Origin of the sequence: Xanthomonas hortorum pv. cynarae (genome assembly GCF_002939985.1) — a bacterium.
Lineage (GTDB): Bacteria > Pseudomonadota > Gammaproteobacteria > Xanthomonadales > Xanthomonadaceae > Xanthomonas > Xanthomonas hortorum_D.
In genome coordinates, this window is record NZ_MDFM01000028.1 from 1 (window position 1) to 25,314 (window position 25,314).

17 protein-coding genes, 1 other RNA gene and 1 pseudogene are annotated in these 25,314 nt (G+C 58.8%); 9 read left to right on the top strand and 10 right to left on the bottom strand.

Annotated elements, in window-relative coordinates:
- Nucleotides 1–89 precede the first annotated feature (89 nt).
- Nucleotides 90–393, bottom strand: a pseudogene (locus XcyCFBP4188_RS17170) (transposase); the annotation flags it as partial.
- A gap of 704 nt (nucleotides 394–1,097) precedes the next feature.
- Between XcyCFBP4188_RS17170 and xopC the strand changes: the two are divergent.
- From xopC to xopB, 3 genes are all read left to right on the top strand, one after another.
- On the top strand, nucleotides 1,098–3,605 hold the full coding sequence (gene xopC, locus XcyCFBP4188_RS23475) for a type III secretion system effector protein XopC (protein ID WP_233397333.1): 2,508 nt from the start codon (nucleotides 1,098–1,100) through the stop codon (nucleotides 3,603–3,605).
- A gap of 462 nt (nucleotides 3,606–4,067) precedes the next feature.
- Nucleotides 4,068–5,176, top strand: a protein-coding gene (locus XcyCFBP4188_RS17190) for an IS3 family transposase (RefSeq protein ID WP_104592514.1) whose coding sequence is annotated in 2 segments (ribosomal slippage) — nucleotides 4,068–4,320 and nucleotides 4,320–5,176 — 1,110 coding nt in all. Because the reading frame shifts where the segments join, the coding sequence is not laid out codon by codon here.
- A 686-nt stretch (nucleotides 5,177–5,862) separates the two neighbouring features.
- Nucleotides 5,863–7,698: a XopB/HopD1 family type III secretion system effector gene (xopB, locus tag XcyCFBP4188_RS17195; protein WP_229015306.1), complete on the top strand. Its 1,836-nt coding sequence runs from the start codon at nucleotides 5,863–5,865 to the stop codon at nucleotides 7,696–7,698.
- Between the two features lie 234 nt (nucleotides 7,699–7,932).
- On the opposite strand, the gene XcyCFBP4188_RS17200 is transcribed toward xopB, so the two are convergent.
- Nucleotides 7,933–8,367 (bottom strand): winged helix-turn-helix transcriptional regulator, encoded by a 435-nt coding sequence (locus XcyCFBP4188_RS17200; RefSeq protein ID WP_043910746.1) that lies wholly within the window; start codon nucleotides 8,365–8,367, stop codon nucleotides 7,933–7,935.
- A gap of 134 nt (nucleotides 8,368–8,501) precedes the next feature.
- Between XcyCFBP4188_RS17200 and XcyCFBP4188_RS17205 the strand changes: the two genes are divergently transcribed.
- Both XcyCFBP4188_RS17205 and XcyCFBP4188_RS17210 read left to right on the top strand, forming a co-directional pair.
- Nucleotides 8,502–9,389: an SDR family oxidoreductase gene (locus tag XcyCFBP4188_RS17205; RefSeq protein ID WP_104592515.1), complete on the top strand. Its 888-nt coding sequence runs from the start codon at nucleotides 8,502–8,504 to the stop codon at nucleotides 9,387–9,389.
- A 560-nt stretch (nucleotides 9,390–9,949) separates the two neighbouring features.
- The gene (locus XcyCFBP4188_RS17210; RefSeq protein WP_104592516.1) at nucleotides 9,950–11,392 is read left to right on the top strand and encodes an OprO/OprP family phosphate-selective porin; all 1,443 of its coding nucleotides are present in this window, start codon (nucleotides 9,950–9,952) and stop codon (nucleotides 11,390–11,392) included.
- Nucleotides 11,393–11,595: 203 nt separating this feature from the next.
- Here the strand turns inward: XcyCFBP4188_RS17210 and XcyCFBP4188_RS17215 are convergent, their stop codons facing one another.
- From XcyCFBP4188_RS17215 to msuE, 4 genes are all read right to left on the bottom strand, one after another.
- Nucleotides 11,596–12,516, bottom strand: coding sequence for an Abi family protein (locus XcyCFBP4188_RS17215; RefSeq protein ID WP_167393565.1), 921 nt, complete (start codon nucleotides 12,514–12,516; stop codon nucleotides 11,596–11,598).
- 483 nt (nucleotides 12,517–12,999) lie between these two features.
- Nucleotides 13,000–14,031: a methionine synthase gene (locus tag XcyCFBP4188_RS17220; RefSeq protein ID WP_006452643.1), complete on the bottom strand. Its 1,032-nt coding sequence runs from the start codon at nucleotides 14,029–14,031 to the stop codon at nucleotides 13,000–13,002.
- A gap of 28 nt (nucleotides 14,032–14,059) precedes the next feature.
- Nucleotides 14,060–15,061, bottom strand: coding sequence for a DUF1852 domain-containing protein (locus tag XcyCFBP4188_RS17225; protein ID WP_006452644.1), 1,002 nt, complete (start codon nucleotides 15,059–15,061; stop codon nucleotides 14,060–14,062).
- 168 nt (nucleotides 15,062–15,229) lie between these two features.
- Complete coding sequence (msuE, locus tag XcyCFBP4188_RS17230; protein WP_006452645.1) at nucleotides 15,230–15,823, bottom strand: FMN reductase; 594 nt, start codon at nucleotides 15,821–15,823, stop codon at nucleotides 15,230–15,232.
- Nucleotides 15,824–15,920: 97 nt separating this feature from the next.
- On the opposite strand from msuE, the gene XcyCFBP4188_RS17235 reads away from it, so the two are divergent.
- The 4 genes from XcyCFBP4188_RS17235 (at nucleotide 15,921) to XcyCFBP4188_RS17250 (ending at nucleotide 20,811) form a co-directional block, all read left to right on the top strand.
- Nucleotides 15,921–16,859 carry a LysR family transcriptional regulator gene (locus XcyCFBP4188_RS17235; RefSeq protein WP_006452646.1) on the top strand — a complete coding sequence of 313 codons (939 nt, stop codon included), beginning with the start codon at nucleotides 15,921–15,923 and terminating at the stop codon, nucleotides 16,857–16,859.
- The gene (locus XcyCFBP4188_RS17240) at nucleotides 16,859–17,524 is read left to right on the top strand and encodes an epoxyqueuosine reductase QueH (protein ID WP_006452647.1); all 666 of its coding nucleotides are present in this window, start codon (nucleotides 16,859–16,861) and stop codon (nucleotides 17,522–17,524) included. The genes XcyCFBP4188_RS17235 and XcyCFBP4188_RS17240 overlap by 1 nt, the downstream gene beginning before the upstream one ends.
- Before the next feature lie 119 nt (nucleotides 17,525–17,643).
- Nucleotides 17,644–18,516 carry a methylenetetrahydrofolate reductase gene (locus XcyCFBP4188_RS17245; protein WP_043910753.1) on the top strand — a complete coding sequence of 291 codons (873 nt, stop codon included), beginning with the start codon at nucleotides 17,644–17,646 and terminating at the stop codon, nucleotides 18,514–18,516.
- A 336-nt stretch (nucleotides 18,517–18,852) separates the two neighbouring features.
- Nucleotides 18,853–20,811 (top strand): choice-of-anchor X domain-containing protein, encoded by a 1,959-nt coding sequence (locus XcyCFBP4188_RS17250; protein WP_104592518.1) that lies wholly within the window; start codon nucleotides 18,853–18,855, stop codon nucleotides 20,809–20,811.
- A gap of 122 nt (nucleotides 20,812–20,933) precedes the next feature.
- Here the strand turns inward: XcyCFBP4188_RS17250 and XcyCFBP4188_RS17255 are convergent.
- The 4 genes from XcyCFBP4188_RS17255 to XcyCFBP4188_RS17270 all read right to left on the bottom strand — a co-directional run bounded on the left by XcyCFBP4188_RS17255 (nucleotide 20,934) and on the right by XcyCFBP4188_RS17270 (nucleotide 25,285).
- Nucleotides 20,934–21,011, bottom strand: a non-coding RNA gene (locus tag XcyCFBP4188_RS17255) — sX9 sRNA.
- 124 nt (nucleotides 21,012–21,135) lie between these two features.
- On the bottom strand, nucleotides 21,136–23,103 hold the full coding sequence (locus XcyCFBP4188_RS17260; protein ID WP_233397334.1) for a glycoside hydrolase family 3 protein: 1,968 nt from the start codon (nucleotides 23,101–23,103) through the stop codon (nucleotides 21,136–21,138).
- A gap of 869 nt (nucleotides 23,104–23,972) precedes the next feature.
- Nucleotides 23,973–24,824: a formyltetrahydrofolate deformylase gene (gene purU, locus XcyCFBP4188_RS17265; RefSeq protein WP_043910757.1), complete on the bottom strand. Its 852-nt coding sequence runs from the start codon at nucleotides 24,822–24,824 to the stop codon at nucleotides 23,973–23,975.
- Between the two features lie 68 nt (nucleotides 24,825–24,892).
- On the bottom strand, nucleotides 24,893–25,285 hold the full coding sequence (locus XcyCFBP4188_RS17270) for an XVIPCD domain-containing protein (protein ID WP_006452652.1): 393 nt from the start codon (nucleotides 25,283–25,285) through the stop codon (nucleotides 24,893–24,895).
- Nucleotides 25,286–25,314 lie beyond the last annotated feature (29 nt).

Genomic DNA, 25,314 nt, shown 5'->3' on the forward strand with positions numbered 1-25,314 from the left:
ACTGGCGACCTGTCCCCTGTAGAGTTTGAACGGCGCTACGCGCAACGAGGGTCTTGAGTGTCTACGGAACCCTGGGCGTATCACACTTCGACCGCTGTTCGGGCCATCTCCCGACGTTGAGATGGCCTCACCATTTTTTTGCCATCGCCTCCTTCAGCAGGTCGGCACTGAGCTGGGCGTCGGCGTACATCTTCTTCAGGCGCCGGTTCTCGTCCTGCAGCTCCTTGAGCTGGGACATCAGCGACGCATGCATGCCGCCAAACTTGCTGCGCCACTTGTAAAACGTCGCCGAACTGATGCCGTGCTCGCGGCACAACTGCGGCACCGGCGTGCCAGCCTGGCCTGTTTGAGTACGGCGATGATCTGGCTGTCGGTGAAGCGGGATGTCTTCATGGAACCTGCTCGGAAAAGGATACGAGAGAATTCCACTTCTGGCGTCTGCTACTCCGCGGGGGATTACATTACGGGAGACACCTAAGAGCAGCTAACAAAACGACTGCGCAGCTGCCAGACGGGCACGGTCCTTGCTCGGAATCCTCATGTACCCCTCGTACAGGCCGATTCCTGCCCCGCCGCCGCATCCACCTCATCACTTCTCACCACCTTGACCCAGCCCCGGACTCTAAACCTACCGCAACTCAGGGTGGGGCGTCGGACGCTTAATACTCCTACAAACCCTCTTTTTGTTAAACGCGTCACTGTCCTGCAGAATCGAATATTCGCTATCAGACAGGTTTTTTCTTTTAAGTACCCGTCTACTGATACCGCAAAGCTAAAATATTTGCTGTCGATATGACTTTAATTTCCCCATCAGCGTAACCGCCGTACTAAGGCAATAATTTCCGTGCAAAATTATTTTATTTCAATTCAAGGAGGTCCTGAGAAAATATTTATTAGTTTTTTGCAGCGTTCGTCGAGGCCCTTCATATAAGGATCTGTTTTATTAGCGGAAGCGCACCAGGGTGCCAGGGAAAATAATGATTTAATTTGAGGCGCCATGAATCTTTATAAGACACTTTAAATAAAATTAATAAATTATTTAATTTATAAAATCAAGCAATCAGGGGGAATGGGGCAATCAACAGGAGTCAATCTTGATGAAAACAAGTGGTGTAAGCAAGTCTCATGATCTTAGCCAATTTCCTGAGGGAGATTTAACGCCAGAAATTTTAATTCCAGTGGGTCGCAATAGCGACATTCCAAAGGATGCAGCGTTAAGCGCAGAGCTAAAAGGGCTCCGCCCTCTCAATCGCACTCCATCTAAGGTACCAACCGCTAGCGACAACCTTCAGGCGGTCAATAAAATGATTGCCGAGCAACGCTCGAACAACAACGTTGGAAAAGGTCAGTTTCTTCTCTCTACCCAAAACCTAGGGTCTGCAAAGCGTGTAGATTCGCAAAATTATCATTCACGGGATGAATCCGGGAAAGCGCCTTTCTTTTTTAGCGAATTTGCTACCGAGAAGCCATCTTTGCAATCAGTGAAAAGCCTCTCGAAGGGAAAGCAGGACTATTATGCAGTTAGACATGTGGGAAAGCGTGGTCGAGATCTCTTCACTGATGAACCAATCGAGGGCGAAAATAGCAAACTCGGCAGACTGAAAACCAGCCCGTTGTTGAGTACTCAGAGTCAGGGAGCACGTGCTATTCGAGCTCTCGCGGCTACAGCGACAATCGATAAATCTCGTGGAGAATACGTCGCACGGCTACATCGCCATGTAGTTGAGGCTTTGGGCGATGAAGGCGGAGTGGTTCATTTGCTAAGGCCGACGCGCGACCATTATGCCGAAGATAGTACGTTAAACTTCTTTACTTTTTGCGAACAAACAGAGCTGGCTAGTTCACTAAATTCCTTAGAAGCTACTTCAGCTAAGAAGAATGGCAGAAAGCCTATTGTATTTACAGATCATAAGTCCCTCGTGGGTCTCTCAAGAACCTCGCGCACGGAAGCGAGTCCGATCGGCCGTTTGGTACAGCAGCCTTATTTCGTTACAACCGACCTGAAACGCGGCGATAAAGTTGTCATTACAGATGACCACATTCAGGCAGGAGGTTCTATGCTAGCAATGGAAGCAGCAGCCAAGGAGGCAGGTGTGGACGTGCTTGCTCTTGCAACGCTGAGCGCTCATCCATTTTCACCGCAACTTACCATGTCCTCCGAGGTTAGCGCTTTTCTAGACGAAACCCTAGCATCTTGGGATCCTCAAGGAAAGGTTACTGAACGCCTTGCCGCAATCGGAATGCCGCGTGAGAAGTTAACCAATAGCGAAGCGATGATTTTAATCGCCTACGCAATAGATCCGGCGAGCGATTCGGCAATCTCAAGATTCGAGTCAATTCAAAATAACTTATTCGAAAGAGCCCATCTTCACAATGTAGGGATAGATCCGGACGCGCCAGATACGCTTGAGCAAATGCAAAAACTACGTTCCATGCAAGAGATGGCAGGGACGGATTCTGCGCGTAACTTCGTAGATGATGCGAAAGTTCTCGAAGGTGAGCATGATTCGCTTATTCCTATTTTGAAGATGAAACCTGCTTCACCTGATGAAATCGTGAAAGAGCTCGACCAGGTTAGTTTAGCGAGCCGTTCCTCAATCCAAGCATCTGAAGTAAAACAGGTTGTCGTATTGGATTGGGACGACTGTCTGCGTGACGAGAAAGGATTGAATTACAAGCTTATGCATAACGCATTAGCTATCGCAGCAAGGGAGCATGCGTCCACGTGGCCTGAGCTCGGAGATGCCGTAGGGGTCCTGCACAGTAAGTTGAAAGATGCAGGACCGGTCGACGATGAAGCGCCATTGCTGATGAAAAATCAAAAAGACTTTTCATCTTATTTGATGGGTAAGCCAAGCGTATATAAGCGCCACATAATTGAAGATTTTGTTAGGAAAATGCTACCAGGAATTTCTGAGCAGAAAGCGGCGTCGATAAATAATGCCATTTACTCTAATTTTGTCCGCCAATATAAAATGCTAGTAAAACCGGAAATTTCGAAAAAAAATTATCGCCGGGATGTTCCCTTCCAGGACATCGAGCTTTCCCTGCTTCCTGGCGCAAAAGAAATTCTGGAGAAATCACGCAATGCGAATTCTCGCGTTATATTGATTAGTAATCGCGGTCACGGCGATTTGGAAAACGAGATCAATCATCTTGGAATGATGCACTACTTTGACGTGGTGTCCGGCGCGGAAGAAGTGACCCTTGAAAAGCCGCATTGGGCCCCTTCTCAAATGCCTGAAGATTTGCAGAAACGGCTTATCAGTTCATTGAATGGCAGTGACGAAGAACCCCTACGGGCTACTCTTGCAGAGGCAGCAATTTACTCCCATCCGGATTCCACGATCATTGGACGGATCGACAAAAAACCCGATTCAACGAGATTGGCAGAGAGCCTTGAACGGCTGTCGGTTCAACCTAATGTGCCGATAACCTCTTACGGCGATCAACCCTCCGATATCAAGCAATTAAAGAGTGTTGCGGAGCCAAAGGGTCGTGTACTCAAGGGGGTGATCGTCAACGCGCAGCGTGACGACGTGGGCAGGGAAATTGATGTCGACGGAGTTCCAACCCGTGTTGTCTCTAAAATCACGGAACTTTAGCTGGGCAGAGGCTCGAAACAATCGTGACGTCGCGAGCCATTGAATGGTGAAGACGTTTCTCTAGCAAGACATATGGGCAAATAGCGCATGCCCCCATCTCCGATGCCGGGGATGGGGGCCAAGCTGGCCTCCTCCCCACACTGGGTTCAGCCGACATAATTTACTTGTGAAAACCTGTGCGCAGGCTTGGACCGCATACACATGGCCAGCCCAAGTTGGGGTTCAGCCAACAAACGTGTAAAAATGACTCACAAGCTCGGATTTCACTCATTGCATCAGTGAGTTAGCGGATATTTCTGGGTAACAAAACTACACTACCTGTACCGTGGGACTGCATTCAAGTGGCTTGATGTCGTTGCACTGTTTGATCGCCTACTGCATGACCAAGTGTCAGCCTCCCGTAAAATTGATCCATCCATAGTTAGAGGTCTCCGGGCACACTAGCCACTCAGGAGACCAACGATGCGCAAGAGCAAGTTCACCGAGAGCCAGATTGTCGCCACGCTGAAGCAGGTTGAGGGCGGCCGCCAGGTCAAGGATGTATGCCGTGAGCTGGGCATTTCCGATGCGACGTACTATGTCTGGAAGTCCAAGTACGGTGGCATGGAGGCAGCTGATGTGCAGCGCCTTCGCGACCTGGAGACTGAGCACAACAAGCTCAAACGCATGTACGCCGAGCTCGCGATGGAAAACCATGCACTCAAGGATGTCATCGCAAGAAAACTGTAGACCCGGCGCACAAGCGCCCGCTTCTTGCCTGGCTCGTCGAGCAGCATGGCTGGAGCGAGCGCCGGGCCTGTGCGGTGGTTGGCGTGGCGCGCTCGACTGCACGCTATCAGCGCCGTCCTGATCGGGATGAGGAGGTCATTGCGCTGCTCTCCGAATTGGTCGAGCGTTTTCCCGAGCGTGGTTTTGGAAAGCTCTTTCAGATCATCCGCCGTCGCGGGCATGTGTGGAATCACAAAAGGGTCTGGCGCGTGTATTGCCTGATGAAGCTTAATCAGCGTCGTCGCAGCAGGCGCCGGGTCCCGACGCGTCATCCACAACCGCTGACATGCGGAGCACGCCCCAATGCTGGATGGTCAATCGACTTTATGTCCGATGCGCTGTGGGATGGTCGACGCTTCCGCACGTTCAATGTCATCGACGACTTCAGTCGGAAAGCCTTGGCGATCGAAGTGGACTTGAATCTTCCGGCCGCCCGCGTCATCCGCACCTTGGAGCGCATCGCAGCCTGGCGCGGCTATCCCGTCAAGCTTCGCCTGGATAATGGCCCGGAGTTTGTCGCATTGGCCTTGGCCGAGTGGGCCGAGCGCAAAGGCATCGCCTTGGACTTCATCGAGCCGGGACGGCCGATGCAAAACGGTTTTATCGAACGCTTCAACGGCAGCTACCGGCGCGGCGTGCTGGACATGCACATCTTCCGCACGCTGAGCGAGGTTCGCGAACAGACCGAACACTGGCTGGCCGACTACAACCAGCAGATCCCGCACGACAGCCTGGGCGGGCTAACGCCCGCCGAGTTCCGTGAGCAACATCAACCGCAGACCTCTAGTTTTGGCTGGCACTGAATTGTGGGGAGTCGACACCGCACCTGCTTGCTTACTACTTGCGAATCTTCATGGTGGCTTTGAAGAAGACTGGAGATGCGATAAGGCGGCGGCGCACGGATGCGAAAGTAATTTCGCAACCTGCTAATTCATTTCGCACCTGTCCGTTAAATTGCGGTGTAGCCGCCTCATAATAAGCGCTTATCTAGACCGTCGGTGGCGCCACACCTATAGATCAAACTTCGAATAAAACGCCATATCCTGCTTGCCCCTAAGCAAAAAGCATTCCAGATGCTCCGCGCCCTGCGTCCGAGGTTACTCTTCGCGAGGCGCGGCACCTGCGCCGTGTGGTCGCGCCATCCGGCTCCGCTGACCAGTCAGAATATGCCGACATTAGATCGATGTCACATTTATTATGTTGGAGATATCCATATAAGCTAGACGATTTACCGCATTTTTTGACCGGAAGGGGTTGGACGGTCAACTAAATTCTGACCCGCAGCCAAGCATAGCGCTCATTGGTCAAGATCCCGTCTCATTTTTAATCATGAAACAGTGCATCAACGCGGCTCTTCCAGTAAAAAAAGAAGATCCGTGTCAAACATTTGGTGTTACGGAATGGCTTTCTCCATCTGGGCTGGGAAGGTCTCGCCACAAGCTGTATTTGCGTTACCCAAACTTGATGAATTTTCCATGAGGTGAACAATATGAAGGCAGTGCTTGCACGATCCCATTCCTTGTCGTCACTCGATCACATACGCCAACCTGAATCTGGCACGGATAACAATTCGGGTTTGGCACCTGACGCGCAGCTTAGCCATAGCGTCTACCGTCAGTCCGAAGACAGCAGGCTGCCAACCACCAGGCCCCCGCAGCGGCGCGGTGTAAGCCTCCGGCCAGCTAGCCCCGAGGCTGCCGGGCAAGGATCCGGCCGTACTGATAACAATGGATTGGAAACCCCACTACTGACCTCGTTAGCGGCTTTTCAAAAACCCGGGCATGTCGGCTCGGTGCGCAGGGAGTCGGGCCGACTTGTTTCTGACAACCCGGTCGTGCACGCGTTGTTATCTTTCGCGCAGGCTGACCAGCCATTCCCGTCACAGGCCGCGAGCATTGAGGGGGTCCGACTAGAGATGGCGTCGCGTCGAGACCCGGAGAAAGCGCTTGAGGAGTTCAAGGACGCATTCACGGTGGAAACGGCGCAACTGATGCCCACCGCCGACTCGTCAGAGCGGACAGCTGAGCAAATCGATGCTGACATTCATATCCCCTTATTGCTTAAGGCGATTGAGCGGGGCTCCGCAGCATTTGGCCCAAGCGCTTTGATCGAGATGGCAGACGGCAGCCAGATCAGCGCGAAAGCGTTCCTCGCCTCGTGTGCCCCAGATGTCATGTCCAATGACGATGTCCTGTCGGCGTTCATCAACCAGAAACTCAAAGGGGACGAGGACCTCCAGGTTCGTCTGGGTGCACAGGAATTGCTACATGTGGCGACCAAGAAAGAATTCCAGCTCGGCGGCTTGGCCGGTAGCATTGGCGTCAGCAGCATGCTCGGCTCCGCATGGGAACTCGGCGCTTCGGAACTGTTGAAAAAAGCCATCTTCGGCAAAAATTTCTCGCCCAGTCAGTATGCTCTGCAATTGGCCGGAATCGATTCAGTGCCGCCTTTGATAATCGAGACTATGGACACCATGTGTGTGCTCGCAATCATCAAGGGTATGAAGGGTGAGGACTGGTCAATGCGCGACCTGCTCCCCAAGGCGATGAAAGCCGGTGCCATCTCTTCAGTTGTGTCATTCCCCAATAACGTCTTGCAGTACGCAGGCTTTAAGTCAGGATTAGGTGATCTTGCGGCCAATACGACGACAACCGAAGCGGCCATTTTTGGCGCTGCTTCGGGCATTCCACCCGAAGTCAAGGAAAGCGAAGAGTTGATGCGTGCTGGATTGTTCCAGAGCATTAAGGATGGCGTGATGGCGCATCCCGGCGAGAACATGGGCCCGGAGGAGGCGATTGAGCAGATGACGCGCCATGCGCTCGATATTGCCCCCGGCGAAAGCACCGCTGTCAAGTCTATGGGGCTGGCATCCATTGTCGGGATGATCCCGCTGATCGCCAGCGACAAAGCCACAGGATTGCTCTCGGAAAAGGTGCTACGTATCTTCCGGAGCGCCGTCTTCAATCCGATCGAAGCCATCGCTCTGAACGCGCTGGCGCTTGGCGGACGCGTGCATGTTCCTGGGCTATTCGAATCCGACAATGCCAAGCACGCGCGCGTTGTGCAAACCATTCTGACGCGAGCAAGCGAGCACATGGAAAGCGAAGAACGGGAGATTACCGCAGAAGAGTTGCATCAGATTTTGGCTCCCAGGAGCGAGTTCCTTCGTCATGTAGGAACCGCGATTGTCAAAGGCATGAATGCAAGCTTCGAGGCCCTTCCCGCGCTGGCCCGTAAACTTGGATATGGCGAAACTCCTTTGGCCGAACGTATTCCGTATCAGGACCTGGCTGTGTCTGATACGGCGCACCAACCCGCACCCTGAGCCGTAATCCACGGGATAGCCGGGGTTGCGATCAGTGGTTGGGGGATCATTGGGATACCTCGCTCCGCAGCTTCGAGGGATGCACGGCGCTGGCGAAGTCAGCGCCGTTGCGTACTGCCTAATCCAACAAGAGCGGTAGAGTACCTAGCACAACAACTGCAAATGGTTGTGCTAGGCATCTCAAGGCGTGCTACCAAGTTGTTTGCAACTCGGCCCAACTTGGGTTGACAGCGCTTACGCCATCGCTTCATCGGCACCCAGCGCGACCGCCGGCTGCTGGGCATGATCGAAGCGTTCGCGTGCGGAGCGAATGGCCGCATGGTTCTCGCCTGCCCAGTTGAGCAGCTGCGAGATCGGGCCGAGCAGCGCCACGCCCAGCTTGGACAAGGCGTATTCCACGCTGGGCGGCTTGGTCGCGTAGACCTTGCGGGTGATCATGCCGTTGCGCTCGAGGTTACGCAGGGTCTGGGTCAGCATCCGCTTGGAGATGTCCGGCACGGCACGCTGGATGGCGCTGAAGCGGGACGGGCCGGGGATCAACGTCAGCAGGATCAGCATGGTCCATTTGTCGCCGATCTGATCGATCACATCGCGCACCGGGCACTTGGTGGCGTCGAAGGGCATGCCTTGCAGGGACGGCGGCGGTGGAAACAGAGCAATCGCGTTCACGGGGGTATCTCACGGTAACCAGGGGGAAGGAAACTGCCTCCTTGTGGAGGATCGAACGGCCCTGATAATGGGTGCGCGGACCTAGAGTCTAGATAGTAGACCACACCTCTTATCAATACCAACTGGAGTTCACCATGGCACACACTTCCCCCCTGATCCTCGTCACCGGCGCCAGCGGGCAGTTGGGCGCGTTGGTCGTCGAAGCCTTGCTAGAGCGTGTGCCAGCGGCACGCATCGTAGCAACGGCCCGCGATACTGCGTCACTCGCAAAGTTCGCAAAACGCGACATCAGCGTGCGTCGCGCCGACTATGCAGACCCGCAGAGCCTGGATGAGGCCTTCGCCGGGGTGGGCCGCGTATTGCTGGTGTCGTCCAATGCGGTGGGCGAACGCGTGCCGCAGCACCGCAACGTGATCGAGGCGGCCAAGCGTGCCGGCGTGGAATTGCTGGCCTATACGAGCGTGCTGCACGCCGATACCAGCACGCTGTCGCTGGCACCCGAACATGTCGCCACCGAAGCGCTGCTGCGCGAGAGCGGCGTGCCGCATGTGCTGCTGCGCAATGGCTGGTACACCGAGAACTACACCGGCTCGATCGCGGCCGAAGTGGCGCATGGCGCGGTGATCGGCAGCGCCGGCGAGGGCAGGATCAGTGCGGCCACGCGCGCCGATTACGCCGCAGCCGCCGCAGCGGTGCTGGCCGCCGACGCAGCGCAGGCCGGCAAGGTCTACGAGCTGGCCGGCGATACCGCCTTCACCATGGCCGACTATGCCGCCGAGCTGGCGCAGCAGTCCGGCAAGCCGGTGGCGTATCACGATCTGCCCGAAGCCGACTACGCGGCGGCGCTGGTGCAGATCGGCTTGCCGGCTCCGTTCGCCCAGGTGCTGGCGCAGTGCTCGGCGTCTTCGCGCGGCGGCAGCTTGTTCGACGACAGACACACGCTGAGCCAGCTGATCGGCCGCCCGACCACCTCGCTGCACGATGCGGTGGCTGCGGCGTTGAAGGCGGCACCGGCAGCCTGAGTCGGGCGTCGGCACGGTGCTGGTCGACATGCGTTGACCAGCACCTGCTCGTCGATACGCCAGGGTGTTTGATCAGACGACGGCGGGCTCTGACCCGCCTTCGCCGCGTTTTGATTCATTCGTCCCCTCGCCCACCGCTGCTCGGGAAGACGACGACAGCGGCGCGGTTGCCGTACGCGGCGCGCGCCTTCCGCCCTGCATCACTATCCGCCTCATGGCGTCGCTGCCTGCCAGTGGCACTGCAGACTTGAGGACGCGCGGCGGCAACGACAGCGTTGCAAAAACGCCCCGCACCTCACATTGCGCGCTGATGGGTTCGCCTCCCGCGCGTCGCATAACTGACATCGGCCGGACACGCTACTGACACAGGCTTGCGTACACGCGTGCCGTAGATGTCACCAAACTGACATCAAATCTAAATATAACTGCTGCCATTGCCGCTACGTCAGGACGACCTGGGCGCCTGGCAGGCGCTCAGACGCCATGTTCGCCGCCCCGGTTGGGGGCAGCCGCAGGCCTGACGCTGCCGCCGACCCGTTTCCCTTGCACGAGCCGGACCCATGAAAAAACGCAATCTCGCCACCGTTCTGTGCGCCCTCAGCGCGACCGCCAGCGGCAGTACGCTGGCTGCCGAGCTGGAGCTGTACGTCGACCGCAAGACCAAGCAGATCTTTGCTGAGCCGGCACCGGGGCGCGACAAGCTGGGCAAGTTCGTGCAGGTGGACGAGAACGGCAAGCTGCCGGCCTCGGCACTGCCTGCCGCGCCGGCATTGCCGCCGCCGCCCGCCGCGCCAGTGGCGGCCGACACCGCCATCGCCCAGACCGCACCTGCACCCGTACCGGCCTCGCCGGCCCAGCCCGGCGAGGCCGGCAAGAAGTGGTACGACAAGCTGAGCCTGCGCGGCTACACCCAGATCCGCTACAACCAGGGCATCGGCGGCGACGCGCAAGACCTGCGTGCGCCTGGCGACCGCTTTATCGGCAACGACCAGAGCCTGGGCATCCGGCGTGCGCGCCTGGTGCTGAGCGGCGATCTCAACGAGCACGTGTCGCTGTACTTCCAGCCGGACTTTGCGAGCACGCCCACCGGTTCGACCACCTCCAACTTCGCGCAGCTGCGCGATGCGTATGCCGATATCTACTTCGACAAGAAGCGCGAATACCGCGTGCGTGTGGGCCAGTCGAAGATGCCGTACGGCTGGGAAAACCTGCAGTCCAGCCAGAACCGTCTCACGCTGGATCGCGCCGACGCGCTCAACTCCGGCCTGCGCGACGAACGCGATATCGGTGCGGTGTTCTATTACAGCCCCACCGTGGCCAAGGGCCGCTTCCAGGATCTGGTCAAGTCGGGCCTGAAGGGCTCGGGCGATTACGGCGTGATCGGCGCCGGCGTCTACAACGGCCAAGGCGCCAACCGCGCCGAACGCAACGACGGCATGCATGCGGTGGTGCACGCCACCTATCCGTTCAAGTTCGCCAATGGCCAGTATCTGGAAGTGGGCGCCGATGCCTACAGCGGACGTTTCGTGCCGACGGCTGCAGCGGTGAATATCGATGGGCGCAGTTTCACCCCCGCCATCACCGACCCGAACGGCTATACCGACCAACGCGTGGCCGCGCACATCATTTACTACCCGCAGCCGTTCGGCCTGCAGGCCGAGTGGACAGTGGGTCGCGGCCCGGAGCTGGATGTCGCGCAGCGGCGCATCCGTACCCGTTCGCTGAGCGGCGGTTACGTGCAGGCGATGTACAAGCACGACTTCAATTACGGCACTCTGCTGCCGTACCTGAAATGGCAGACCTACCGCGGCGGTTCCAAGTTCGATACCAATGCGCCGCGCATGCGTCTGGACGAAGTGGAAGCCGGTGTCGAGTGGCAACCGATGGATGCGCTGGAACTGGTATTCGCGTATTCGAAGATGAAGCGCACCGACGTCACCACTGCGCCGTATCCGGTGGTGGAAGGCGATCTGCTGCGGCTGCAGTTGCAGGTCAATTACTGATTCACTGAGCCTGATGTAACTACCCGGATCCCCGTACTACGGAAGTTTCCTGTTTTTGGTGGCATTGCATGCAAGACATCGAGTTGCGCGTTCGCCAGCAGCGCGCAACTCGACAATCAGGACGGCGATACACACACTTCAAACGCGCTATCGAGCGGCCGTTGCAGACATGCCCGCGCACCAGCCTTGTGGCAGGTCAGTGCTTATCTCCACAGCGCGTGCGTCTCCCAGTTGTACGGGGCTCCCATGCCGGCTCTATGCGACGCGTCGACCAGAAGCGGTCGCAGGTGATTGCTGACAGTCATCCGCCAGTTCGTAACGTTGGCCGCAGTGCTTTTGAGCAGGTGATTCAACACGCACAGCACGAAAAACAGGCGGTTTGCTGGAACCACCGACGACGTGCTCGCCCAGACCCCGTGCCTGGGAATCATCGGCGACACGCCAAGAACCCGATTCCACAACCGACCATGGTGCGCCGCCATGTTGCGAACCACGGAGACGGTATGAAGCCAACTGACCAAAACCGGTCCAGCCGTCTGAAATTCAGCGGCAATTGCGGTTTGATCCACGCCATGCATGGCACGCACCAATTTGGACAGCGTGCCAAGTGATATCACCTCACTGGCCATATAAATGGGCACTTCAGGGAACGGTGGGGTGGTGTATCGCTGTCTGTAGTGGTCTATGAACGTCTCCCGGGCGCGGCAGACCTCGTCGTCGACCTTTCTTAGCCAGATTACGTGCCAATTACCTAAACTGCGTCGGTCCCCACCGTCTGCCCTGAAATTAGCCGCGTTGCGATGGCCAAAGCTTCCGTAGGCGTGAGCCAGCCTATAGGTCACTGCCGTCCGGGTGGCCACTTCAATATGTCCAATGGCTTCGCCTACAAGATGGCGCAGAAGACGATCAAACTCGTAAAGTCCGAGCGCGGTGTCCATGCTCGCGCCCGGCAGATAGGTATCGCTGCCTGCAACTCGCAAAGGAAACAGATAGCCCATCAGGCGGTAGTAACCAACCCTCCGCAGGTAGAGTTCTGCTGTGACGGGATCGGCGATTGCCAGACCTCGGTCCTGCAACTGCTGAATCTGCTGGGCGTAGTCCAACGCCTCCTTCGTGTACTGCATTGTCCCCACCTCCCTGTGCCCAAGGCAAAAAAAACCCGCCAAATTGCGCTTTCAGCAGAAGCTGTAGAGGCGTGGCGGGTGTGTTGACGAAATTCTGCACCATTTGGTACCGCACAGCAACCAAATGTTAGCCAAATGTGACGCGTTCAGCTCGCAGCTTTTTCACTTGCAGGGTTACGTAGCCGCCCCGCGCGTGCAGTTCCTAACAAGGCCAGTGATGGCGCTGACGAGCAAGTCCTCGCAGCAATGGTTAAACCAGGCCAGAGCCCACTATCGGCTTACCATCTTCCCGGACTGGGAGCCAACCATGGGTCCTGATCGACATCGCACATGGCAGCCAAGCATCACATGCGGTGTTAGCTACCATGCCTCAGCCTAGGTACGCGCACGGCACACTCGACAAGCAAACGACCTGATTCCACATCATGACGCTGAGAGCGAGGCACCTGCGACGGCAGCTAATCCATCGAAAGCACCAGCGCACTACCGCGCTGACAGCTCTGCGCGAATGATGTCTGCGCCTGCGCTGAGGGCAGTGAGTTTGCCTCGTGCAACGTGCCGGGCGAGCGGCGCCATCCCGCAGTTGGTGGACGGGTAGAGCTTGTCGGCGTCGACAAACCGAAGCGCCTTGCGCAGCGTATCGGCCACCTCCTGCGGTGTTTCGATCGTATTGCTTGCCACGTCGATGGCGCCGACCATCACCTTCTTGCCGCGAACGAGTTCGATCAGATCGATCGGCACGTGCGAGTTGTGGCACTCCAGCGAGATGATGTCGATATTGGATGTCTGCAGCTTGGGGAACGATTCTTCGTACTGACGCCACTCCGACCCCAGGGTCTGCTTCCAGTCGGTATTGGCCTTGATGCCGTAGCCATAGCAGATATGCACGGCGGTCTCGCAGGTGAGCCCTTCGATCGCGCGTTCAAGCGTGGCAACGCCCCAGTCGTTGACCTCGTCGAAGAAGACATTGAAGGCCGGCTCATCGAACTGGATGATGTCCACGCCGGCAGCTTCGAGCTCCCTGGCTTCCTGATTGAGGATCTTGGCGAATTCCCATGCCAGCTTTTCGCGGCTTTTGTAGTGCGCATCGAAGAGGGTGTCGATCATCGTCATGGGACCAGGCAGCGCCCATTTGATCGGCTGCCGGGTTTGCTGGCGCAGGAACTTGGCATCGTCGACGAAGACGGACTTCGGGCGGCTCACCGCGCCAACAACGGTGGGGACGCTGGCGTCATAGCGATCGCGAATCCTGACCGTCTCGCGCTTTTCGAAATCCACACCGCTGAGGTGTTCGATGAAGGTGGTGACGAAATGCTGGCGGGTCTGCTCGCCGTCGCTCACGATATCGATGCCGGCGTGCTGCTGTTCCTGCAGCGACAAGCGCAATGCGTCCTGCTTGCCTTCGATCAGTTCCTCGTCCTGCAGCTTCCAGGGAGACCAGAGTTTCTCCGGTTGCGCGAGCCAGGACGGCTTGGGCAGGCTACCGGCGGTTGAGGTGGGGAGCAGCTTATTCATGATGAGTGATGTCTTGCGTTCGTGTTGATTAGACAGCGTGGCTGGAGGCCCACTGCTCGAGAATGTTCCCGTAGGGCTTGATGAAGTGCTCCTGCGTGAATTTGCCCTGCGTCACCGCGAGCTGGCTGCGCTCTTCGCGGTCGTAGACGATCTGGGTAGACGAGTAATCCTGATGCTTCAGGCTCGGCTGGTAGATGGCCCCCGCCGCAGAATTGGCGTTGTAGATCTCTGGCCGGTAAATCTTCTGGAACGTCTCCATGGTGCTGATGGTGCCGATCAGCTCAAGGTTGGTGTAGTCGTTCAGCAGGTCGCCGAGAAAGTAAAACGCCAACGGGGCGACGCTGTTGGGCGGCATGAAATAGCGCACCTGCAGGCCCATCTTCTCGAAATACCGATCCGTCAATGAACCTTCGTCCTGCCGGTATTCGATGCCCAGGATGGGGTGCTGGTTTCCGGTGCGGTGATAGACCTTGCTGCTGGAGACGCTGATGCAGATGACCGGCGGCTTGGCGAACCGCGCCTTGTAGGCGTCCGAGTGCACGAAGTGCTTGAACAGCTTGCCATGCAGGCTGCCGAAATCATTCGGCAGGCTGAAGCTGGACGCATCCTGATTGTGCGCTGGCAGCAGCACGCTGAAATCGTAGTCACGCACATAGGAGGAAAAATTATTCCCTGCAATGCCGTCGATGCGCGCGCCGGTCGTTTTATCGAGGATGCTGGGTTTCAATATCTCGATCAACGGAAATGCATCGCCTGCTTGAAATCCATCACCTGCTTCGCTCCCACCGATCTTCATCTCGACAGAGATGATTTCGAGTTCGACCGCGTAGCGGTCAAGCGTGGGGTTATCCCAATGCGCCAGGTCGTTGAAGCGGTTGTTAATCATCGCCAGCGTGTTACGCAAATTTTCCTGACGACGCTGCCCCCTGGCCAGATTGGCAAAGTTGGTCGTGTTGCGCGTATTGGCCGCGGGACGGTAGTCCTCATCGAACCAAAGGCTCTTGATGGTGAAGGTCAATTCCTGAGTCATTGCAAGCTGACGCCTTGTTTCGAGATTAAATACGAGCGCACTTTTCAGCGAAGCTGTTGATGCCTGCTGGATGGACGCCGGGACTCTGGATCGGCGGGCCATCGCCAACGGATCCGGTGGCCGAAGAGGGCGAGGTGGCCCGCCAGGCAACCGTGGGCGGGATGGCCCTCAGGCCGCAGCGACTTTTTCTGCGGCGATGGAACTTGGCTGCCGCGTCAATGCGATCAGCGGCAATGCCCGCTGCACCGCCAGCCTGGCCCGCTCGGCCAGGGCCTCGTTGTGCACGCGGTAGTCCAGAAAGTCCCGATCGGTGGCGTAGACGCCCAGCGGCAACGTGCGTGCCTGGAAGAAACTGAAAAGCGGACGCAGCTGGTGGTCGATCACCAACGCATGGCGGTCGCTGCCGCCGGTTGCAGCCAACAGGACGGGCGTGTCGATCAAGGCGTCCTGATGGATGAAGTCGAAGAAGTGCTTGAACAGCCCGGTGAAGGACCCGCGATAGACCGGCGTGGTCACCACCAGCACGTCGGCCTGCTCCACGGCGATCAGTTCCTGCTCCACCGTTGCGGGCAGCTGCGAGCGCCAGACCGCACCGGCGAACTGCGGCGCCAACGCCCCGAGTTCGACCAGATGTTGCTCGCACGGCACGGCATCGGCGATCAGCGCTAGCAGGTGTTCGGCCAGGGCGACAGCCTTGGAGGGGCGTTGCATCCCGCCGGAGACCGCAACGACGCGGAGAGGGTGTGGCACGTTGACAGTCATGCAGGTGGGCCTAGAACGACGAACCCCGATGCTAGGGCTCGCATTCAATGAAGTAAAATGGTGTTATTTCAACAATCCATGAATTCGGATCATCTGAATGCTTGAGCGCATCCATCTCACCATCGTCCAGCAGGTCGAGCAGCAAGGCTCGCTGACGGCCGCCGCTGGCGTGTTGAACCTGACCCAGTCGGCGCTGAGCCACAGCATGAAAAAGCTGGAGCAGCAGCTGGGCACCGACGTCTGGCTGCGCGAGGGCCGCAGCCTGCGGCTGACCCAGGCCGGCCAATATCTGCTGGCGGTGGCCAACCGGGTATTGCCGCAACTGGACCTGGCCGAAGAGCGCCTGGGGCAGTTCGCGCAGGGCGAACGCGGTGCGCTGCGCATCGGCATGGAATGCCATCCCTGCTACCAGTGGCTGCTCAAGCTGGTGGCGCCCTATCTGGCCACCTGGCCGGATGTGGATGTGGACGTCAAGCAGAAGTTCCAGTTCGGCGGCATTGGCGCGCTGTTCGGCTACGAGATCGATCTACTGGTCACGCCCGACCCGCTGTACAAGCCCGGGCTGCGGTTCGAGCCGGTGTTCGACTACGAGCAGGTGCTGGTCGTGGCCAGCGGCCATGCGCTGGCGTCGGCTGCCTACGTCAAGCCGCAGCAGCTGACACGCGAGGTGCTCATCAGCTATCCCGTAGACCTTGAGCGGCTGGACATCTACAGCCAGTTCCTGCTGCCGGCCGGTGTCACGCCCAGGCGCCACAAGGCCATCGAAACCACCGACATCATGATGCAGATGGTGGCCAGTGGCCGCGGTGTGGCCGCCATGCCACGCTGGCTGGTGGAGGAATATGCCTCCAGGATGGACGTGGTGCCGGTCAGGCTGGGCGCGCGCGGCATTCCCAAACAGATCTTTCTGGGCGCACGCGAGGCGGATATCGCCGTCGACTACCTGCGGGCCTTTATCGAACTGGCGCGCGCGCCTGGCAATGCCAATGCCACCGCCAATACCAACACCAACACCAATACGCCGGGAGCCAACTGATGGACAGCATCGCCACGCGCACGCCACTTCCACTGCCTGCCGGCCACGACAAGGTCTTGCTGCATTCCTGCTGCGCGCCGTGCTCCGGCGAGGTGATGGAGGCCATGCTGGCTTCCGGCGTCGACTACACCATCTTCTTCTACAACCCCAATATTCATCCGCGCAAGGAGTACGAGCTGCGCAAGGACGAGAACATCCGCTTTGCCGAGCAGTGCGGCGTGCCCTTCGTCGATGCCGACTATGATCGTGACAACTGGTTCGAACGCGCACGCGGGATGGAGAACGAACCCGAACGCGGCGTGCGTTGCACCATGTGCTTCGACATGCGCTTTGAACGCACCGCGCTGTATGCGCACGAACATGGCTTCCCGGTGATCACCAGCTCCCTGGGCATCTCGCGCTGGAAGAACATGCAGCAGATCAACGACTGCGGCGTACGTGCTGCGGCCAGGTATCCCGGCCTGATGTACTGGGAATACAACTGGCGCAAGGGCGGCGGTTCCTCGCGCATGGTCGAGATCAGCAAGCGCGAGAACTTCTACCAGCAGGAATACTGCGGCTGCGTCTACTCGCTGCGCGACACCAATCGGCATCGCGTGGAAAGCGGGCGCAATCGCATTCAACTGGGCGTGAAATTCTACGGCGATGGGGAGCAGGAAGACTGAGTGCCTCGCCAGGGCAACAACGCCACCGGGATTTCAGTGCGTTCCATGGCGCCCTTCCCGCTCGATCAGGGCTGACGTACCTGTACCACCCAATCACCACCAAAGCACGGCAAAAGATCTTGATTTATCCGGATACGCCCAGCCTCGCCAGCACCGTTACCGACGCCTATTCGTTGGAGGTCAGCGCAACCGACATTCCCGGGCTGACCGCAGCGGCGCCGCGGATCATGCGTGGCTCGACCATTGCCATCCCTTACTTGCCGAGCCAGGACAACGATGCACGACTGGCCGCCGCACAGAGCGTGCGCGCACTCGGCTTTGCGCCCATGCCGCACCTGTCCGCACGCCGCATCACCTCGCTGGAGGAGCTACACGCCTTCGTCAGGCGCGCCGTCGATGACGCCGGCGTTGAGCGCTGCCTGGTGATCGCAGGTGATGCGCCTTCTGCGATCGGGCCGTTTCCGGACAGCGTGTCGCTGATCACGACAGGCGTGTTTGAGCGCGCGGGCATCAAGACCATCGGCGTGGCGGGACATCCGGAAGGACATCCGGGCATGCCTGCAACCGATCAATGGGATGTGCTGGAACGCAAGTGTCGCAGCATCGCCGAGCGCGGCATGGCGCCGCTGATCGTCACCCAATTCGCGTTCGATGCCGACATCGTGCTGACGTGGCTGGAAGCGCTGCGCGCGCGTGGCATTGCACATCCCGTGCGTGTGGGCGTTCCCGGTCCTGCCGGCGTCGCGGTGCTCGCGCGCTATGCCGCACGCTGCGGTGTGGGCGCATGCGCATCGATGCTGTCCAAGTACGGCATCTCGATCGGCAAACTGTTCGGTAGCGCGGGGCCGGATTGTTTTGTGGATCGCCTCGCCACCGGCCTCACTGAGGCGCATGGCGACGTCAGCCTGCACTTCTTTCCCTTCGGCGGCATTGCACAGTCTGTCGCGTGGGTAGAGCAGTATCGCTCCCGCACCGCCGCCCACATCTTGTAGACCTCGGCATCGCGAAGATCGCAATAGATTTCGCACGGTAGTCTGCAGTCCGTGCGGACTAAGACCCGCAGAGTTCGGCGGTCAACAGCGACCGCAGACTTACAGTTTTAGTTGGTACGGAAGTGTGGATCGTCCACATGTCCACGACCTGGATCACAGTCCGTACTATTCATTTCTGTTTATTTATTGGCTTCGCGTGAGGTGCTGCAGCGCACAGCAGACCTGTCACGAGCGCGCGGTATAACCATCGGCGAATCGCGGCGAGGGGGCGCTGCATCCGGTGTCGTTGCCATGCGCAACGGCATTGCTTCGCAACGTTCAAGGAGAGATGTCGCCATGCCGAAGCCGTCGCTATTGTCGTTACTGTGCAGCCTGTCGCTCGTGTCCCTGCCGCTTGCGGCGGCCGAGTTGCAGCCTAAACAACTGGCTGGCCCACCGGAGGAGTTCGCGCAGATGCGCGTACCCGATCCGGCCGAGTCGGCGATTCTGTCCAAGAGCGCGTTACTACCGGTGGAGTTGGCGCCGGCTGGTAAATCGGCGCGTTGGCAAGGCAGGTTGCCGGTGGAAAACGGCCACCTGCGTTTCATGGTGTTGGCCGGCGATCAGCTGTGGGATGCGGCAGTGACTGCACCACGCGTTGCCGGCGCGCGTGCCGCTGCCGTTGCACCGCAACTGCAGGCACAACGCACATTGCTGGGCAGCGCAGAGAGTGGCACCAGCGGCATGCGTTACGCAGTGGAATCGGCACAGAACGGTGCATGGTCGCTGACCCTGCAATCGGCATCGCCGGTGGCGCAACGCGGCTATGTGTTGATGGAAGGCGATGCACGCACGCAGTTGGCTTCGTATGCGCGCAATCGTCGCCAGCAGGTGGGTCAATCGCTGACGCTCAACGCGCTGCTCAGCGGCAACGATGCACACGGCGCGACCTTGCTTGCCGCGCAGGCTGGGCAGATCGAGACAGCCAGCCTGCGTGTGATCGATCCGCAAGGCGGCATCCGCACGCTGCCGATGGCCGATGACGGGCAACACGACGATGGCGCAGCCGGCGATGGCGTGTATGGCGGTACGTTCCAACCGACAGCCGAAGGCACCTGGATCGCGCAGGTGATCCTGCACGGTCACGACCAGGCCGGGCAGCCGTTCGTGCGCACCAGCGAGCATGTGTTGCCGGTGCTGGACACCTCGTTGCGTCTGCTCGGCAATGCACTGAGCGCACGTGCTGCCGATGGCACGCGGCTCAGCATTGCGTTGCCCATCGCCGCGCGCGGCAAGGCGCCGTCGCACTACCGTGTGTTCGGCCAGGTGTGGGGCACCGATGCCAAAGGCAAGGAGGTGCCGGTAGCATGGATCGGCGGCATGCTGACGCCGCAACAAGGCCAGTTGCCGCTGAGCCTGGACGAACGCTGGATTGCGCGTGCCGGTGCACGTGCGCCGTTTAGCGTGCGTGGGCTGCGTATCGAAGATCCGGACCATTACATCCCGCTGGTGCAGGCCGACATGCTGCCGTTGCAGCTTCCCGCGTTGCGGCGTGCCAGCATCGCGCGGTCTGCCGGTGCGATCGACGAAAGCATGCGTATGGGGCCGCGCCCGACTGCGTTGGCCAGTGCCAATGCGATGGCGCAGCCGCAAGCAGTCACTTCGCAATTGGTACTGGTGCACGGCTATTGCTCCAACGGCGTGTGGCCGCAGGCGCAATTCACCAGTGCCTCGTCGTTTATCGATGCCAAACAGAACCGCAGCAACGACCAGTTCGCGCAGCGGTTGGCGCAGTTCGCCAGCCAGTGGTCCTCGTTCGCCACCGTGGCGCACAGCCAGGGCGGCATGGCCGCACTGCATCTGTATACCTACTACTGGAGCGGGCTGGATAACGCGAGCGGCGGGCGGGTGATGCAGTCGGTGGGCACGCCGTATCAGGGCACCAATCTGTCGGGCATTCTGGCGGCGGTGGGTTCGTGGTTCGGTGTTGGTTGCGGCACCAACACCGACATGACCTACGACGGCGCGAAGGCGTGGCTGGCCGGCATTCCGGCCGATGCGCGGGCCAAGGTCAACTACTACACGACCTCGTTCGCCAAGACCAACTGGTACACCAACGACTACTGCAACGCAGCCTCGGACCTGGTGTTGAACGACCCGGAAGACGGCACCGTGGAGCAGGTTAATGCGCAGCTGCCGGGAGGGGTGAATCGCGGCCACACCACCGGGCAATGCCACACCACCGGCATGCGCGATCCGGCGCAGTATCTGGATGCCAGCCGCAATGCGGTGATGAACGCCAACGCTGCAAGATGACTGCGAGCTGAGGTGTGCTGCGACGGCCGGCGCCTGCGCGCCGGCCGTCTTCTTTCACGACCTGCAACAGGCTACAGCCGGTTTTCCTCCAGCATGAGACGCAACGGGTATGTTCCAAGAGCGGCTACCAAGACGTAGCGAGCGGGTCGTCAGGTGGGCGCGGACTGCGCGCTCAGAACCGCAGTGTACGAATGGTACATGCCGATTCCGAGCATCGGCCGCGCCCGCCCGACGGCTGCACAGGAGTTTTGTCAGCTTTTCCAAGACGCATAGTCTCCTCGCGGCCCTGTGCCAGATCGATTTTGCGCCCGTGTCTGATCGCAGTTACCAGCTCAATCCAAATCCTCGCGGATAAGCCACCATCCCTGTATTTGCCTCCACGTCATAGTTTTTCCAGAGATTGACCGGCAATTTGCCGCGCGGCGTCAGTTTGCCAGTGAGTACTTCCGCCAGCGACAACATGGAGGGACCGAGCCAAACACCGTTATTATATCCGTAATAGGAATAGGCGGCGACAGCCGCATCCGTATACCCGGAATAATTGACGATGTCGTATGGCGCGCGCAACGACAGATGGACGCGCTTCTTCCCCAAGCCCGCAGCATAACTGAGCCAGTCCAGATACCTGCTGTCGTTTTGCACCACAGTCGCTTGTGCTGCAGGAACAATATCCTGTTCGACTGCCGTAAAACTCGTCGGCAGGGTTCCAAGCAGGAAAATATCGCACCTGGCAATATTTTCTCTTATCTGCGCGTCAGTGAGCGTTGCCTCATCTGCGGCAACCACACTGCGGTACCCTTCCTGCCCCATCGCCACTGCAATGCCAGTAGCCTGCTGAGCTTGAGGCGTCAGAACGAAATAGCGTAACGATTTGTCTTTCAACGGCAACAAGGACTGGCGATTGATCACCACGGTTATAGACCGATCCGCAATCGCTTTCTGGACTTCTCCTGCCAACAAGGAGGGCGCTTCGGAAGAATTTCGCTCACTCCTCGCCAGCAGGTTGTGCCGCGCCTTGAGTTCCAAGATTCGTTCGACCGAAGCATCTATATCATCCTCCCTGATGCGCCCTTCCCTGACCGCTTCGACAATCAGACCGACAAGTCGAGGCAGAAGCTCGGCCTGAGCGGGTGAAGAAATGCTGATCGGCATCAGCGCAATGTCCACTCCTGCGGAAAATAACTTCTCGACAGAATCCTCCTCGTCGAAGTTGTCGGTGATCGCGCCCATATCCAGCGCATCGGAAATGGTCACGCCGGCATAGCCCAGTTCGTCGCGCAGGATATGCGTCTGTATCTGACGTGACATGGTGGCGGGAACTATAATCCTTTGTCCGTTACGATTGGTGACCAGGGTTTCATCCAGCGCCGGGTACTGGATATGCGCCGTCATGACCATGTCTGGAGCGGCGTGTGCGGAGATAGCCTGTTGATAGGGCGCGATATCGATTGCGAAGGCTTGGTCCCGTGAGAGATCCACGCGGGGAAGGCCAGTGTGCGAGTCGGTTGAAGTGCTGCCGTGGCCCGGAAAGTGCTTGTAGGTCGTGACCAGCCCTTGCCGTTCCATTCCGGCTGCAATTTTTCCGGCCAAGCGAGAGACGACATCTGCGTTGTCGCTGAATGCGCGAACATTGATGACCGGATTGAAGGGGTTTGCATTGACATCGGCCACCGGTGCGAAATTGGTATTTATCTTCAAGGCGAGCAGGTCCTGCGCCAATAACCTGCCCTGTTCAAAGGCAAGCTGCTCGCTTGAGCCTCCCTCAATGGCTGCTGCAAGCGCCATATTGCCTGGAAAGGAGGCATACTCGTTACGGGGAAGTCGAAAGACATTACCTCCCTCATTGTCCGTCGCAATCAGCAGATGCACCCCTGCGCTGCTTTCCATTCCAGCATACCAAGACGTAAGTTTCTCGATCTGGGAGCGCTCCTTGATGTTATTCGAGAAAAGAATGACGCCGCCAACGTGATTGCTCTTGATTATTCGGCCGATTACCTCATCGGGAGCCGTCATATCCCGCTTTTCATTACCGGCTGGATCCCAGTAGCGAAAATCAAGCATTATTTTTTGCCCAATTTTCTCCTCGAGCGTCATTGCCCTTATTTTTTCTCTTATGCTTGCGGCAGCCCTCTGCCTGCCACCCATGTTGGACATGCTCCCGCTGGGGCCTGCGGCACTCTTGGCGCTGACCGAATGAACATACCTCGCGCCATTTTCAGCGCCCTGCTCGACGAACGAGGCCGTCCTGAGAGCCGATCTGGATGTTGCGGCCCCGCCATCGGCGCGGTTCACGACAGTTGTCTCTGCGGACACGCCCGGCCCACTGAGCAGACAGGACGTCACCAGAAAAACAACCACGGTCACTCTGGGGCGGGGTCGAGCTTCTTTCGGAAATTTCATTGTGCACCTGCCATGATTGCATTGATGTATTCCCGATGCGCGCGGATGCGATATGCAAGGGCAAGCCACCTAGCATGATTCGGCAAGTCACTACACTGCGCAACGGACGGAGTTCTTAAAGAATTCGCAGCAGACCGCGGCAGGTATCGCCAATGTTTATTCCGGCTATGCCTTGTACGAAAGCGCGAGCTGCCGGCCAATGTGTCGCACCTTCCATGGCTCTCGCCTTCTCTTGGCGAAAATGCATTACCAATAACGAACGCTTCCGAAACTTCGTTGATTTCTCCCGACTGGTTCCATTTATTATTCGAATTAATCGATCTTATAGGCTGCTGAATACCAGTTCGAACCGTCTGTCCCGACACCAGGGCACTGCTTGCAGATGAGCGATGCGCCGCCTGAAAGCAATGGATACTCAGAGTTTCCTGCAGAAGCTCCAACAATCAGGACGGCTCAAGAACGAGCCGTGATCCTCCCAGAGCTCTTCAGCGACCCGCTCGACTGGTCCTTGCCCGCCAGGTTGCAGATCAACCGGCTACGCACACATGGCAGTTCTGTCAGCCGCTCTTAGCCGTCGGACGATGTGTGCCCCGGCCTGGTGCGACCTTGAAGCCATCGGGATGGCGTGATGGGCGTCAATGCCGCCCGGTTCCAGGCTGGATTGTCGCGCTCCGACACCACACTCGACACCGCTGGGGGGAGTTGCCGCGCACGGACGCCTGGCGCAGGCTGGGTCAACGCGATGCACGGCTCGGCCCGCCTCACCGAAACACCACCGTGCGATGGCCATTGAGCACCACGCGATGTTCGACATGGCGGCGCACCGCACGCGCAAGCACCAGCGATTCGGTATCGCTGCCCAGCCGCACCAGATCGCGCGGCGGCATCGCGTGGTCCACGCGGGCGACGTCCTGTTCGATGATCGGGCCTTCGTCCAGGTCTTCGGTGACGTAATGCGCGGTGGCGCCGATGATCTTGACCCCGCGCGCGTGCGCCTGATGATACGGCTGCGCACCCTTGAAGCTGGGCAGAAAACTGTGATGAATATTGATCGCGCGCCCGGCCAATGCGCGGCATAGTTCCGGCGAAAGAATCTGCATGTAGCGCGCCAGCACCACCAGATCGATCTGCAAGGTCTCGACCAGTGCGAGCAGCTGCGCTTCCTGTGCAGCGCGCGTGTCTGCACTCACCGGCAGATGGTGGAAGGCGATGCCGTAGGAGGCCGCCAGCGGCGCGAAGTCGGCGTGGTTGGAGACCACCGCGGCGATGTCCACCGGCAGTTGCCGGCTATGCATGCGGAACAGCAGATCGTTGAGGCAATGCCCCTGCTTGCTCACCAGCACCAGCAAGCGCGCACGACGGCGCGCGTCGTGCAATTGCCACTGCATCTGGAATTCGTCGGCCAGCAGCGCAAAGCGCCGCTCCAGACCGGCGATCTCGGTGGCCTGCGGCTTGTTGAAGTGCACGCGCAGAAAGAAGCGGCCGCTTTCGTCGTCGCCGAACTGCTGCGCGTCGAGAATATTGCAGGCCAGATCGAACAACAGCCCGGTCACGCGATAGACGATGCCGGTACGGTCGGGACAGGACAGGGTGAGGATGTAGTCGGAGCGCATCTGCACAATGATAGCCAATGCGCGCAGCTGCGGGCGCGGTGCTTGCGCCCGTAACTTTTCCATCCGACTCAGCGCGGCGGCAGGCGCAGCATCAGCCGCCGATTGATCTCGTCCAGTTGCGCCATCGATGCCTCCACCGAGGTTTCCATCGCTTCGTGCGTGGTGATGTGCGCGCGCAGATGCGCGGGGTCGGAGAGCTCGCCACGCACCAGGAACACGTTCTCGCCCACTTCGCCCACATGCCGGCTGAGCACCACGTAGTCCACCTGATCGAAGCCGTGCTGTTTGGCCAGCGGCAACAGGCGCGCGGCCATGCGCACGCTGGCCTGGTCGGTGGGTTTGTTCAACTCGGCATCGAGCACCGCCACCGCTTCGCGGATCTGCGCGAACAGATAATGGTCCGGATGCTCGGGATGGTCCGGGCCTACCGGGCCCTGGTCGACGACCAGTGCGGCGGTCATCGTGCAGCACCGGCGCAGGCAAGTGCGCG